Source organism: Pseudogemmobacter faecipullorum, assembly GCF_020539525.1.
Taxonomy (GTDB): Bacteria; Pseudomonadota; Alphaproteobacteria; order Rhodobacterales; family Rhodobacteraceae; genus Pseudogemmobacter; species Pseudogemmobacter faecipullorum.
Window position 1 is genome coordinate 177951 of the sequence record NZ_JACDXX010000003.1, and the last position, 12527, is coordinate 190477.

At 64.6% G+C, this 12527-nt stretch carries 12 protein-coding genes; 7 read left to right on the forward strand and 5 right to left on the reverse strand.

Annotation, left to right across the window (positions count from 1 at the left end; genetic code table 11):
• Positions 1 to 99 precede the first annotated feature (99 nt).
• Positions 100 to 1509: an aminotransferase gene (locus H0485_RS04470; RefSeq protein ID WP_226934162.1), complete on the forward strand. Its 1410-nt coding sequence runs from the start codon at positions 100 to 102 to the stop codon at positions 1507 to 1509.
• A gap of 117 nt (positions 1510 to 1626) precedes the next feature.
• Here the strand turns inward: H0485_RS04470 and ssb are convergent, their stop codons facing one another.
• On the reverse strand, positions 1627 to 2196 hold the full coding sequence (ssb, locus tag H0485_RS04475; protein ID WP_226934163.1) for a single-stranded DNA-binding protein: 570 nt from the start codon (positions 2194 to 2196) through the stop codon (positions 1627 to 1629).
• 365 nt (positions 2197 to 2561) lie between these two features.
• Between ssb and H0485_RS04480 the strand changes: the two genes are divergently transcribed.
• The 4 genes from H0485_RS04480 to H0485_RS04495 all read left to right on the forward strand — a co-directional run bounded on the left by H0485_RS04480 (position 2562) and on the right by H0485_RS04495 (position 6503).
• The gene (locus tag H0485_RS04480; protein ID WP_435531479.1) at positions 2562 to 3203 is read left to right on the forward strand and encodes a lytic transglycosylase domain-containing protein; all 642 of its coding nucleotides are present in this window, start codon (positions 2562 to 2564) and stop codon (positions 3201 to 3203) included.
• A gap of 160 nt (positions 3204 to 3363) precedes the next feature.
• On the forward strand, positions 3364 to 4017 hold the full coding sequence (locus H0485_RS04485) for a protein-L-isoaspartate O-methyltransferase family protein (protein ID WP_226934164.1): 654 nt from the start codon (positions 3364 to 3366) through the stop codon (positions 4015 to 4017).
• Positions 4018 to 4195: 178 nt separating this feature from the next.
• Positions 4196 to 5629 carry a TolC family outer membrane protein gene (locus H0485_RS04490; RefSeq protein WP_226934165.1) on the forward strand — a complete coding sequence of 478 codons (1434 nt, stop codon included), beginning with the start codon at positions 4196 to 4198 and terminating at the stop codon, positions 5627 to 5629.
• A gap of 163 nt (positions 5630 to 5792) precedes the next feature.
• On the forward strand, positions 5793 to 6503 hold the full coding sequence (locus tag H0485_RS04495; RefSeq protein ID WP_226934166.1) for a hypothetical protein: 711 nt from the start codon (positions 5793 to 5795) through the stop codon (positions 6501 to 6503).
• A 130-nt stretch (positions 6504 to 6633) separates the two neighbouring features.
• On the opposite strand, the gene H0485_RS04500 is transcribed toward H0485_RS04495, so the two are convergent.
• From H0485_RS04500 to copM, 4 genes are all read right to left on the reverse strand, one after another.
• A complete protein-coding gene (locus tag H0485_RS04500) occupies positions 6634 to 6960 on the reverse strand; it encodes a DUF6280 family protein (RefSeq protein ID WP_226934167.1) in 327 nt (108 codons plus the stop codon).
• A gap of 282 nt (positions 6961 to 7242) precedes the next feature.
• Positions 7243 to 8061: a CAF17-like 4Fe-4S cluster assembly/insertion protein YgfZ gene (ygfZ, locus tag H0485_RS04505; protein ID WP_226934168.1), complete on the reverse strand. Its 819-nt coding sequence runs from the start codon at positions 8059 to 8061 to the stop codon at positions 7243 to 7245.
• Between the two features lie 147 nt (positions 8062 to 8208).
• Entirely contained in the window at positions 8209 to 10089 is a 1881-nt protein-coding gene (locus H0485_RS04510; protein WP_226934169.1) for an ABC transporter ATP-binding protein, read from the reverse strand.
• A 75-nt stretch (positions 10090 to 10164) separates the two neighbouring features.
• On the reverse strand, positions 10165 to 10575 hold the full coding sequence (copM, locus tag H0485_RS04515) for a CopM family metallochaperone (RefSeq protein WP_226934170.1): 411 nt from the start codon (positions 10573 to 10575) through the stop codon (positions 10165 to 10167).
• Positions 10576 to 10882: 307 nt separating this feature from the next.
• Between copM and H0485_RS04520 the strand changes: the two genes are divergently transcribed.
• Together H0485_RS04520 and H0485_RS04525 are read left to right on the forward strand one after the other, a co-directional pair.
• Positions 10883 to 11644, forward strand: a complete 762-nt coding sequence (locus tag H0485_RS04520) for a gamma-glutamyl-gamma-aminobutyrate hydrolase family protein (protein WP_226934301.1) — start codon at positions 10883 to 10885, stop codon at positions 11642 to 11644.
• Positions 11645 to 11817: 173 nt separating this feature from the next.
• Positions 11818 to 12504: a D-lyxose/D-mannose family sugar isomerase gene (locus H0485_RS04525; RefSeq protein WP_226934171.1), complete on the forward strand. Its 687-nt coding sequence runs from the start codon at positions 11818 to 11820 to the stop codon at positions 12502 to 12504.
• The last annotated feature ends 23 nt before the right edge of the window (positions 12505 to 12527 follow it).

The window sequence follows — 12527 nt, forward strand, 5'->3', positions numbered from 1 at the left end:
TTTGCCCGTCAGAGCCCGGGCGGCGCAGAAAATAAGTTGCACCGAATCACAGATCGAAAGATTTTGACTGAACATCCAGTTAGAATAAGGCGGGGCGTCATGCGGCAGCAGCTGGCGGAATGGGACCAGGCGGGACGGGAGCAGGCGGCGATCAGGGCAGCAGAGCAGCATCTGATGCAGCCCTGGCCTGCGGCCGAGGATATCGGCGCCGAGGCGCGGATGTATCTGGAGCAGGCCGAGGGGATCATGGTCGAGGATGGCGCGGGCAACCGGCTGATCGACGGGCCTGCCGGCATGTGGTGCGTCAATCTCGGCCATCGCCATGAAGGCATTGCCCGGGTGCTCTATAATCAGGCGATGGAACTGTCCTATTGCTCGCCCTGGTATACGATGAGCAAACAGGCGGTTGAACTGTCGCAGCGCCTCGCCGCCCATGCGCCGGGCGATCTGAACCATGTGTTCTTCACCACCGGCGGCTCCTCCGCGGTCGAGACCGCGCTGCGCTTCATGCAGTTTTACAATAATGTGCTGGGCCGCCCGGAAAAGAAACGCATCGTCACCCGGGGCGGGGCCTATCACGGCTCGACCTATCTTTCAGCCTCGATGAATGCCCGGCCGCGGGATGGCGACTGGATGGACCAGGCCAGAGATCTGGTGCTGCATCTGAGCGAGCCGAAGCCCGCGCCGGGCCTTGATGCTGCGGGGCAGAGGGCGCTGACGGCGCGGCTGGCGCAGGAATTTCGCGATCTGATCGCGCGGGAGGGGGCCGCGAGCATCGGCGCATTTGTCGCCGAGCCGGTCCAGGCCTCGGGCGGGGTGGTGATCGCGCCCGAGGGCTATCTGCGCGAGATGCGTCAGATCTGCGCCGAGCATGATATTCTTTATATCTCGGATGAGGTGGTGACGGCCTTTGGCCGGCTGGGCCATGTCTTTGCCTCGGAAGCGGTTTTCGGTATTCAGCCCGATATGATCACCTTCGCCAAAGGTGTGACGGCGGGCTATTTCCCGCTGGGCGGGGTGATGATCTCGGAGCGGCTGCTGGAGCGGATCCGTCAGTCCAACCACCCCGAGGCCTGTTTTGCCCATGGGCTGACCTATACCAGCCATCCGATCGGCTGCGCGGTGGCGCTGAAGGTGCTCGACCTGCTGGAGGCGGGCGATCTGGAGCGGGTGCGCCGGCTGGAACCGCTGTTCCGGGCCAGGCTTGAAAGCCTGCGCGATCTGCCGATTGTCAAAGAGGTGCGCAGCATCGGCCTGATGGCCTGTGTCGAGCTGGCGACGGGAAAATCCGATGCCGCGAGCCTGGCGATAGAGCAGAAAATGGGCAAACGCGTCGATCTGCATTGCCAGAAGCTGGGGCTGCTGGTGCGGCCTTTGATCAATATGTGCGTGATTTCGCCGCCCTTTATCATTGATGAGGCGGTGATTGAGCGCATGGTCGCGATCCTGCGCGAGGGCATCCTGGCGACGATTGCCGATCTGCAGGCCGAGGGCGAACTGCCCGGCTGAGGCTGCCTGGTTTAGGCTGCCCGGCTGCCGCGCTGAGGCTGGTCCGGTCCTGAAAACCCCCGCGCCGCCACTCAGGGCCACGCGGGGGTTTGATGTCGTTACGCTCCGGGCGTCAGATCAGAACGGGATCTCATCATCGAGATCGGAATTGCCGCCCGCCGGTGCGCCGCCGCCATAGCCGCCGCGCGCGCCGCTGCCCTGGTTGCCGCCACCCTGGCTGCCACCACCATAACCGCCGCCCTGGCCGCCGCCATAGCCACCCGACTGGCCGCCGCCGTAATCATCATAGCCGCGGTCGCCGCCGCCTGCCGATGCGCCACCGCCGCCGCCATCACCGCGGCCGCCCAGCAGCGTCAGATTGCCCGAGAAAGGACGCAGCACGATTTCAGTGGTATAGCGGTCCTGGCCGGACTGATCCTGCCATTTGCGGGTTTCCAGCGCGCCCTCGATATAAACGGTCGAGCCTTTGCGCAGATATTGCTCGGCGATTTTGGCGAGGGGTTCAGAGAAAATCGCCACCGAATGCCATTCGGTCCGCTCGCGGCGTTCGCCCGAATTGCGGTCGCGCCAGGTTTCCGAAGTGGCAATGCGCAGGTTTACCACCTTGCCGCCGTTCTGGAAGCTGCGGACCTCGGGGTCGCGGCCGAGATTGCCGATAATGATGACCTTATTGACCGATCCCGCCATAAACGCCTCCGCCTTTTCGCTGCCTGATCCGGTTGTGGACCGGACAGGATTAACACAAGATTGAGGCGTGCTGATAGAGGCGGGGGCATCGCTTCGCAAGCAACCTTTCGCCCGCCCGGGCGGGCAGGGCGGCCAGAAGGGCGCTGCGGACCCGCCCTGCAGCTTGGCAGGCAGGCGCTGATCGGGCGCAGCCGGGTCCGCCAGGGCGGCCAGGCTCAGGATATTTAGCAGACCAGGCAAGGATTTGCCGGTCGACCGGTCCGGGTCAGCAATTCCCTTCTGGTGTGAAACCTGCAGCCTGCCTATGATCCGCGCTGGTTTTGACCTGCGGGATTGTTGTTTTCATGAAGCCTCAGACCAGAGCGATGGCCCCAGAAAGTGGCAGATACAGGCTTTTCCGGCTTGCCCCGGCGCTGATGCTGGCGCTTTTGCCGGCAGCGGGCCTGGCCGAGGGGCTGAAACTGCATGGCTCCTCCAAATCGCGCAATTCGGTCTTCGAATCACAATCGGCTTTGCTCGATGGCCGGCTGGCGAAGCAATATTCCGGCTCGGTCAAACTGACGCCGAAATATAAAGCGGCGGAAAAAGACGGCACCGCCCCGGAGGCGGAAGGCGGTGAGACGATCCCGCGCTACGCCGGTAAGTATAAAGGCGAATATCTCGAACATGCCCGTTCGGTCGCGCGCAAACATGGCGTGCCGGAAGAGCTGTTCCTGCGCCTGGTGCAGCGTGAAAGCGGCTGGAATGCCGGGGCGGTCAGCCATAAAGGCGCGACCGGACTGGCGCAGCTGATGCCGGGCACGGCGAAGCTTCTTGGGGTGAATATCGACGATCCCAAGGATAATCTTGAGGGCGGCGCGCGCTATCTGAAGATGATGCACCGCAAATTCGGCACCTGGAAGCTGGCGCTTGCCGCCTATAATGCCGGTCCGGGCGCGGTCGAGCAGCATGGCGGCGTGCCGCCCTATGCCGAGACCAAAGCCTATGTCGCGGCCATTCTCGGGTGAGGGCGGAGAGCGCGGGCAACAGTTTGCAGCGCGCAGCGGCTCGGGGTCGTTTCGGCTCTGGCCAATTTTGTCGCACCAGGGCAGAAAGGCACAGTCCTTGCCGCGCTGCCCGCCACAGGTCGCCGGCCTCCTTTGCACGATCAAGACCGCAGGGTTCAGAATGAGCGATTTCGCGTCCCGCCGCATGACGATGGTCGATACCCAGGTCCGTCCTTCCGATGTGACCAAATTCCCGATCATTGAGGCAATGCTGCATATCCCGCGTGAGACTTACGTCCCCGCCGCATTGCGCGATGCCGCCTATGCCGGTGCCCATGTCCCCCTAGCTCCGGGCCGGGTTCTGCTTGAGGCCCGCACCATGGCCAAGATGCTCGATGCGCTCGACATCCGCCCCGATGAGCTGGTGCTCGATCTGGGCGCGGGCCTTGGCTATTCGACTGCGCTGCTGGCGCGGCTGGCCGAAACTGTGGTCGGCGTCGAGGAGGATGAGGCTCTGGCGGCTGAGGCTGCGCGCATTCTTGGCCAGGAGGGGGTTGATAATGCGATCATCCACCAGGCTCCGCTGGTGGCCGGTGCCGCGAAACATGGCCCCTATGATGTGATCGTGATCGAGGGCGGCATCGAAGAGCTGCCCGATGCGATTGCCGATCAGCTGAAAGAGGGCGGCCGCATCGCCGCGGTTGAGATGAATGGCGCGCTGGGAACGGTGAAACACGGGCTGAAGCGCGACGGCCGGATCGACTGGCGTTTTGCCTTCAATGCTGCAGCGCCGGTTCTGCCGGGCTTTGGCCGGGCGGCGGCTTTCTCGCTCTGAGCGGCCCCGCAGTCTTTCGGCGCGAGCACCAGGCCTGGCGCGCGCGCAGAGCCGCAGGAGAGAAAAAGTGGCTTCGGGGCAGGGGGTCCCGGGCCGGAATGTGACGGTTTTGAAAGTAAAGCGGCAGGGCGCTGACCTGGTCAGCTCGCTCCCGACATCACCAACAGGACGGTGGCGCATGCGGAACTTGCTTAAGGTTGTTACCCTTTCGGTCTCGGCGGCGGTATTTGCCCTGCCATCCCAGGCTGAGACCCTGGCCGATGCGCTGATCGCGGCCTATCGCAATTCAAATCTGATGGCGCAGAACCAGGCGGTGCTGCGCGCTGCCGATGAGGATGCTGCGATTGCCATGTCGACCCTGCGTCCGGTGGTCAGCTATGCCATTCGCGCCGGATCGTCATTCTCGGATGTCAACGGCAATACCCGTCTGCTCACCGGCACTGTGGTTCCCAGCTCGAGCTTCTCGAAAACCTTTAACGCCGCTTTCGACCTTTCGGTCTCGCTGGTCATTTATGATTACGGCCGTCGCCAGCTGGCGCTGGAGGCGGCGCGCGAAAACGTCATGGCGACCCGCCAGCAGCTGGTTTCGGTCGAGCAGGATGTGCTGCTGGCGGCGGTGCGCGCCTATGTCGAGGTGAAGCTCTCGGAAGAGATCGTGGCTCTGCGTCAGTCCAATGCCCGGCTGATCTCTCAGGAGCTGGGCGCGGCCCAGGACCGGTTCGAAGTCGGCGAGATCACCCGTACCGATGTCTCGATTGCCGAGGCGGCGCTGGCTTTGTCGCGGGCCAATCTGGCCTCGGCCGAGGGCGATCTGCGCGTCGCGCGTGAGGCCTATAAGGCCGCCACCGGCGCCTATCCGGGCCGTCTGGCAGCCCTGCCGAACAGTCCGCGCATTGGCAATTCGCTGGACGAGGCAATCGGTGTGGCACGGCGCAGCCATCCTTCTGTCCGTCAGAGCCAGCATACGGTGAAGATCGCCGATCTGAACGTGGCCATGGCCGAGGCGGCGATGAAGCCGACGCTTGGCCTTGGCGCCTCGCTTTCAGCCAGCCGCAGCGAGGCCGATGGGCTGTTGCGCGACAGCGATACGCTGGGCGGCTCGGTTTCGCTGAACCTGAACCAGACCATCTATGCCGGGGGCGAGCTTTCGGCGCGCTACCGCAAGGCGCTGGCGCAGAAAGAGGGCGCGCGTTCGGGCCTGAAACAGGCGGTGGTGCTGGTCGAGCAGAATCTCGGCACGCTCTGGGCGATGAATGGCGTCTATATCGCCTCGATTGATGCCTCGCGCCAGCAGATCGCCGCGGCCCAGGCCGCCTTTGACGGCGTGCGCGAAGAGGCGGCGCTCGGCGCAAGGACCACGCTTGATGTGCTCGATGCCGAGCAGGATCTGCTCGATGCCCGCGCCTCGCGGCTGCAGTCTGAGGCCAGCCGTTATTATGCGGTCTATCAGATCCTTGCCGCTATGGGCCTGCTGACGGTTGAGCATCTGAATCTCGGCATTCCGACCTATGATCCGAATGCCTATTATGATGCGGTCAAAAATGCTCCGGCCACCTCGGTTCAGGGCAAAAAACTTGACCGGATCCTGAAGCGTGGCGGCGGCGGAAACTGAGCCTGCAGCGCCAGATCCTGGCGGGAAAAATCGCAATTATCAAAGGGGTGGCGTAAAGCCGCCCCTTTTTCATTTTGCCCCTGCGGCGGGGGCGCAATTTCTTGTCTGTCCGGCCGGGCGTGGTTAGACTGACCCACCAGGAATAATCTGACCGGGCAGAAAAATGTCAGAACCACTCGCTTCGCATGACACTGAGGATGTGCTCTCGTCCCTCCGGCGGCTGGTGCTGGATGTGGCGCCGCCGGCCTCTGCCGCTGCCGCCGGCGGGGCCGGGGGGGCTGAGGCCGATACCTCTGGTAAGCTGCTGCTGACCCCGGCTTTGCGCATCGTCGGCGCCGAGGCGGATCTGCCCGCCGGGGGGGAGAGCATTGCCACTGCAGGGGAAACCGCTTGCCCGGCAGTCGCAGCTGAGGCGCAGATCTCATTTGGCGAGGCCGCGCCTCTGGGCGTGACCCGCGCCAGCTGGCAGGGCGCAGCCGCGACGAGCCCGGATCCTGCTGCATCCACCCCGGCCGCACCCACCCCGGCTGCAGGCCAGACCCGGCTCACGCTTTCCACACCCGCGGCGGAAGCCGGGGATCAATCGCCGGTCGCGGTCTTTACCGCCCTGCCGCGTCCGGCGCCGCTTTTGCTGACCCCGAAGGATCCGGGCGCGGCGGATGGCGAGGCGGTGCCCTTCATCCGCCACCCGCGCGCAGCCACTGAGACCCCGGCGCGTGAAAGCGTGGTGATCGATGAAATGGCTTTGCGCGCTTTATTGCGCCAGATCGTGCGCGAAGAGCTGGCGGCATTGCAGCTGAGCGGCGGCGCGGCGCCCGATATGCGGCGGCTGGTGCGGCTGGAACTGCAGCGGGCGGTGACGGGAGAGAGCTGATATTTCCCGGTCATCTCCCGGCGCAGGCTGCTATACCTGTTTGTTTCAAAAGGAAAACGCGCCCCTGAAAGGGCGCGTTTTCCTTTGGGTGCCAGAGACCTGAGACGGACCCCGGCCTGAGAGCGGCCTCTCAGGCGGCTTCGGCGTGATCCGCTTCGAGGGCAGCGCGGCGCTCGGATTCTTCGCGGCTCAGCGCCACCGAAGTCCGGATACCTTTGCCGACGAATTCCATCAGGCCCTTAACCACGCGTTCGTTCGGATCGATGCCGGCACAGGACAGAACTTCACGGCCATCGCGCGAGCGCGCCCAGCGTGCAATCTGCTCGGGACCGTTGCCGTATTTCTTGTCATCGGCGATAGCATCATCGAGCGCCGCCAGAACCACTGCGGCAAACAGTTTACGTGCGCGCTGGCCCTGCTCAAAGTTGAACGCCGTGCTGTCGATCGAATCCAGCATTACTCACAATCCTTGTATCATTGCTTAACTGCGCCGAGTGCTTGTAACGAACTGACCGTGATTCGGGCACCCTGGTTTGACAGTCCCGTCATGCGCCTGGCGCATAACGAGAGCGAAAATGTCCGGATGCAGAGGCGGATCAGCCGTCTGTTCTGGCTGATATAGCCTAAGTGGTTGCGAAATCAAGGATCATGGTGAGCTATTCGGAGCAATTGCTCTTGCTCATTTTCTAAAAAAGTGCCTGGCGCCGGTCAGAGCCGCTGAAACTGCGCAGCTTTCTTCTCAGGATTGTATGGGCGGGGTTTCGCCGGTCAGCCGGGCAGCGCCGGAAAACAACGGCTGGGCGAGGCGGTCAAAGCGCATATGGGCCAGCGCCCGGCCATGGCTTACCGTGCCGAGAATGCCCGCCTCGCGCCCGTCTTCCAGGGTAACGGGCGCGCCAGGCTCGGCCTCGCCCTCAAGTTGCAGCCGGACAAGTCCTTTGCGCAACTCGGTTTTATGCTTCATCCGTGCGGTGACTTCCTGGCCGACATAGCAGCCTTTGCGAAAATCGACGCCCGAGAGCCGCTCAAAACCTTGTTCAAGGATATAGCTCTCATTCACCCGCAGCTCGTGGGGATATTCCGGGATCAGATGCTCGACCCGCAGCGCGGCGAAATCGACCGGCTCTGCCGATTCCAGCCCGGTGCTGTCATAGAGCCGCCAGCCCATGGCCGGATGGCGCGGATCGGCGAAAGCCGCCGCAGGCAGGGGGCCGGTGCCCCGGCTGAGCCGCAGATCGCTGCTCGAAATCTGCACATCGGCGCGCAGTTTATAGAGTTGCAGCAGGCGCAGAACGGCCGGGGCGAGCCGGGCATCAATATCCAGATGCAGCATGGCCTCGCCGGGGCGGCGGAACAGGAAAAAATCGGCCAGATATTTGCCCTGGGGGTTCAGCAGCGCCGCCCAGCGGATGCCGGGCTCCTGGCCGAGCGGCAGGATGTCGTTGGTGACAAGCCCCTGCAGGAAGCTTACCGCATCCTGCCCCGCGATCTGCCAGATCACCCGCGCATCGGCAGTGCCGGGATCGGTTTCAGCGGTGGCGGGGGGCAGGGAAGACATCTGGAACGGCTCCGGAAAGCAGGGCTGGGGGCTGACTATGCCCGGGGGGCGCAGCGAAGAAAAGCCCCCCGCCACTTCGCCTCTGTCACCCGCTCACCGGGGAGGCGCGCCGGCCCGTGCCCCCGCCGGGGGGGGCTGAGGCAAAGCTCAGCCAGCCGGGTTGGCGGCGGCGGGCGGCGTGGTGCCATCGCGGAACTGCAGCGCATAGAGGCTGGCATAGAGCCCCTCCTGGGCCAGCAGTTCGGCATGGGTGCCGCGCTCGGCCACCTCACCTTGCGACAGCACAAGGATCTGATCGGCATTGCGCACCGTGGCAAGGCGATGGGCAATCACCAGGGTGGTGCGGCCCTGCTGGGCCTTGGCCAGCGCCTCGGTCACCGCCAGCTCCGAGGCGGCATCCAGCGCCGAGGTGGCCTCGTCCAGCAGCAGCACCGGCGCTTCGGCCAGCAAGGCGCGGGCAATGGCGATGCGCTGACGCTGACCGCCCGAAAGCGCTGAGCCACGCGGCCCGGCCAGGCTGTCGAGCCCGGCGGGCAGGCGGGCGAGAAAGCCCGTGACATTGGCATCCTCAAGCGCGCGCGCCAGCGCCGCCTCGCTGATCCCCTCACGGCCAAGGATCAGGTTCTCGCGCAGGCTCTCATCAAACAAAGCCGCTTCCTGGCTCACCGCGGCAAAGAGCTGGCGCTGATCGGCGAGGGAAAACTGCCGCGCATCGGCACCGCCGATCAGAATGCGCCCCGCCTGGGGCTCGGCCAGCGCGGTCAGCAGATGGAAGACGGTTGATTTTCCCGCCCCCGAAGCCCCGACCAGCGCCGTGACCTTGCCGGCGGGCGCGGTGAAGGACAGGCCGTTGAGCACCGGCTGGGCATCATAGCCGAACTGCACATTCTCAAAGCGGATCTCGGGCGGCAGTGCCCCGGGGCTGGCGGTGCTGATCGCGGGGCGCTGCATCGAGGGGCGGGCGTCAAACAGCTCATAGATCCGCACCAGCGAGGCAATGGCAATCTGGCGGTAGCCTGCCAGATCCGAGAGGCGGCGGATCGGCTGGAAGGTCAGCGCCATGGCGGTGAAAAAGGCCATGAATTCGCCAGTGGTGCGGGTGCCTGCCACCACCTCACGCCCGCCAAGGATCAGCACGGCGAAAAAGCCGATGCCGGTCACCACATCGACAAGTGCGGGCATGGTGGCGCGGCCAAGGGTGGATTTCACCTCGGCGCGGCAGATCCGCGCCACGATTTTCTGGAAGCGGCTGGCCTGGTATTCCTCCATCCGGTTCAGCCGGACCTGCTGAATGCCGTGGAAAATCTCATCAAGCCGCGTGGTGCGCAGGCTGGCCTGAACCCGGGTCTGCATGGTCTTGCGTCGGATATAGCGCTGCAGGGCAATGGCGGGCAGCAGCAGCAGCGGCGTGCCGATCAGCGCCACCAGCGTCCAGCGCATATCGATTGACAGGGCGACGATGAACAGGCCGAGCAGCGAGACCAGATCGCGGCCGATGCCGGCAATCACCATCTGCGTCGCCGATTGCGCCGCCACGGTATCACCCTGGATGCGCTCGATCAGCGCGCCGGGGGCATTATGCTGGAAGAAACTGCCGTCGAGGGTCAGGATATGGCGCAACAAGGCCTCCTGCATATCGGCGGCGGTGGTCTGATTGACCAGCGCGATCAGCCAGCGCCCCAGCACCGAAGTGACGGCCCGGATCAGGAACAGGCCCAGAATGCCAAGGCCGACCCAGACCAGAGCCGCAGTCGAGCGCTGGCCGAAGACCTCATCAAACAGCGGCTCGAGCATCCAGGACAGCAGGCCAAGGGTCGAGCCCTCGATCGCGGACAGCAGCAGCGCAATGAAGATCAGCCCAAAGCGCTTGCGGACAAATTCGCTCCAGAACCGGCGAAACAGCTTTGGCGGCAGGGGCGTGGCCTCTGCTGCCGTGCCCGCCGTGCCCGGGCTCAGCGGTCGCTCTGGTGCCGCAAAGGGCGGGGCAGCGGCGGCTGCGGTTGTGGCTTCTGTGCGATCGTCACTCATGCTCACCCTGGACCCGGCCTTTCCTGCGTCTGGACCCAGGGTGTAGCGCAGCCGCGCCCCCCGCTCAACCCGGCGTCAGGGCGCCGGGCTGGCGCTCTCATGCGCCGCCAGCCAGTCCTGCATCCAGGTGATTTCCTTTTCCTGCGCCGCGATCACCTCCTCGGCCAGTTTGCGCACTTCGGGGTCTTTGCCATGTTCGAGCACGATCTGTGCCATGGCCACCGCCCCCTGATGATGCGGGATCATGCCGCGAATGAAATCGACATCGGCATCGCCACTATAGGCAATCGCCATGCCGCCATGCATTTCGGCCGCCGCCGCTTCATAGGCCCGGGTCGAGGCGCTGGCGCTGGCATCATCGCTGGCGCTCATCGCCGCCGGGGCGCCATGCGCCGAATGATCCATCTCCTGGGCCATGAGCGGCAAAGCAGGGACAAGGCTGAGGCTGCTGATCAGCAGCAGCCCGCGCAGAGTAAAGGGGGACATCGCAGTTTCTCCTCTGGTGTTTTTTCAGCTGTCGCACCTTCCAGCGGGGGGAAGGCAAATCGCAGCTGCGTGATCGCCGGCGGATTCTTGCCACCCCGGCGGCGCGGGCAGGTCTCTGTGCAGCAGGACAGGGGTGGTTGTGCAGCCCGGGGCGCTTCTGTTTCGGGCCGCTCAGGGCTAAGGTGGCACCGAGACCAGAATGGTGCGGATAATGCCAGACCAGAGTACCGGATCGCCGAGCTGCGGATCGCGGAATGCCCAGACCCTGAACCAGCCCCCGAGCCAGACCCGGAACCGGCGCCCGGTGATCGGGATTATCTCTAACCCTCATGAGATTGAGGGCGGATATAACCTGCATGGCAGTGGCGATATCAACACTGCTGCGGTGGCTCAGGTGGCGGGCTGTCTGCCGCTGATCATCCCCGCAGATCCGCGCCTGGTGCAGGTGGCGGAGCTGCTCGATCTCTGCGATGGTTTTCTGCTGACCGGCGGCCGCCCCAATGTTCATCCCAGCGAATATGGCGAGGATGAAACCCCTGCGCATGGCGCTTTTGACCGTGGCCGCGATGCGGTCACGCTGCCGCTGATCCGCGCCTGTGTCGAGCGCGGCCAGCCGGTGTTTGGCATCTGCCGCGGCTTTCAGGAGGTGAATGTGGCGATGGGCGGCAGCCTCTGGCCCGAGATCCGCGATCTGCCGGGCCGGATGAACCACCGTATGCCGCCCGATGGCACGATGGATGAGAAATTCGCTCTGCGCCATAAGGTGAGCTTTACCGAGGGCGGGGTGTTTCACCGGCTGATGGGCAGCAGCGAGGTGATGACCAATACTTTGCATGGCCAGGGCATCAACCGGGCCGGGGCGCGGATCATGATTGATGGCCGTGCGCCGGATCAGACCCCCGAGGCGATCTATGTCGAGGGCGCGCCCGGCTTTACCCTTTCGGTGCAATGGCATCCCGAATGGCGGGCCGGCGAGGATCCGGTGTCGCGCCGGCTGTTTGAGGCCTTTGGCAGATCGGCCGCCGCCTGGGCGGCAGGGCAAGGCCCGCTGCAGGCCGGGGGCGCCTGAGGCCCGGCTCTGGGCCCGTCTCTGAGGCCCCCGTCTCTGAGGTCCGCCTCGCGCCGCGCCGCTCAGCCCTGGTGCCCAGGCTTGCTGCAGGGGTGGGGATCGCGTTAGGTTAGCGCAAACGGTCCGCCTGAAATCAGGGGGGCCGCGCGCATTTTCCGGGGGAGAGAGGCAGAATGAAACGCTCACGCGTGAATGAGATTATGGCCGCAGCGGATGAGATGATCCGCCATTACGGCTTTACTTTGCCACCCTTCGCCTATTGGAGCCCGGAGCAGTTTCAGGCCCGCAAGGCCGAGGCCTCGCGGCTGATCGCCGGGCGCTGCGGCTGGGATATCACCGATTTCGGCGATGGCCGCTTCGATGAGATGGGGCTGTTCCTCTTCACTTTGCGCAATGGCTCGCTCGCGGATCTGCAGCGTGGCGGCGGCATGTGCTATGCCGAAAAGCTGCTGATCTCGCGCCAGGATCAGATCTCGCCGATGCATACCCATTTCCTCAAGGCCGAGGATATTATTAACCGCGGCGGCGCTACCCTGGTGGTTGAGCTTTATGGCAGCGATGACAAAGGCGGTTTTGCCGAGGATCGCGGTGGTCTGGTGCGCTGTGACGGCATTGACCGGCCCTATGGCCCGGGCGAGAGGCTGAAGCTCGCGCCCGGGGAATCCGTCACGCTGATGCCGGGCGACTGGCATGCTTTCTGGGGCGAGGGCGGCGATGTGCTGATCGGCGAGGTCTCGACCGTGAATGACGATCTGACCGATAATATCTACCGCCTGCCGATCGGCCGCTTTGCCGAGATCGAAGAGGATGTCGCCCCGACCCATCTGCTGGTCAGCGATTACGACCGCTGGCTGGCCTGAGCCGAGGCTTCAGCGCAGATGAA

Coding starts and splice junctions, on each gene's coding strand:
- H0485_RS04470 (WP_226934162.1), top strand. CDS start 100: ATGCGGCAGCAGCTGGCGGAATGGGACCAGGCGGGACGGGAGCAGGCG.
- ssb (WP_226934163.1), bottom strand. CDS start 2,196: ATGGCGGGATCGGTCAATAAGGTCATCATTATCGGCAATCTCGGCCGC.
- H0485_RS04480 (WP_435531479.1), top strand. CDS start 2,562: ATGGCCCCAGAAAGTGGCAGATACAGGCTTTTCCGGCTTGCCCCGGCG.
- H0485_RS04485 (WP_226934164.1), top strand. CDS start 3,364: ATGAGCGATTTCGCGTCCCGCCGCATGACGATGGTCGATACCCAGGTC.
- H0485_RS04490 (WP_226934165.1), top strand. CDS start 4,196: ATGCGGAACTTGCTTAAGGTTGTTACCCTTTCGGTCTCGGCGGCGGTA.
- H0485_RS04495 (WP_226934166.1), top strand. CDS start 5,793: ATGTCAGAACCACTCGCTTCGCATGACACTGAGGATGTGCTCTCGTCC.
- H0485_RS04500 (WP_226934167.1), bottom strand. CDS start 6,960: ATGCTGGATTCGATCGACAGCACGGCGTTCAACTTTGAGCAGGGCCAG.
- ygfZ (WP_226934168.1), bottom strand. CDS start 8,061: ATGTCTTCCCTGCCCCCCGCCACCGCTGAAACCGATCCCGGCACTGCC.
- H0485_RS04510 (WP_226934169.1), bottom strand. CDS start 10,089: ATGAGTGACGATCGCACAGAAGCCACAACCGCAGCCGCCGCTGCCCCG.
- copM (WP_226934170.1), bottom strand. CDS start 10,575: ATGTCCCCCTTTACTCTGCGCGGGCTGCTGCTGATCAGCAGCCTCAGC.
- H0485_RS04525 (WP_226934171.1), top strand. CDS start 11,818: ATGAAACGCTCACGCGTGAATGAGATTATGGCCGCAGCGGATGAGATG.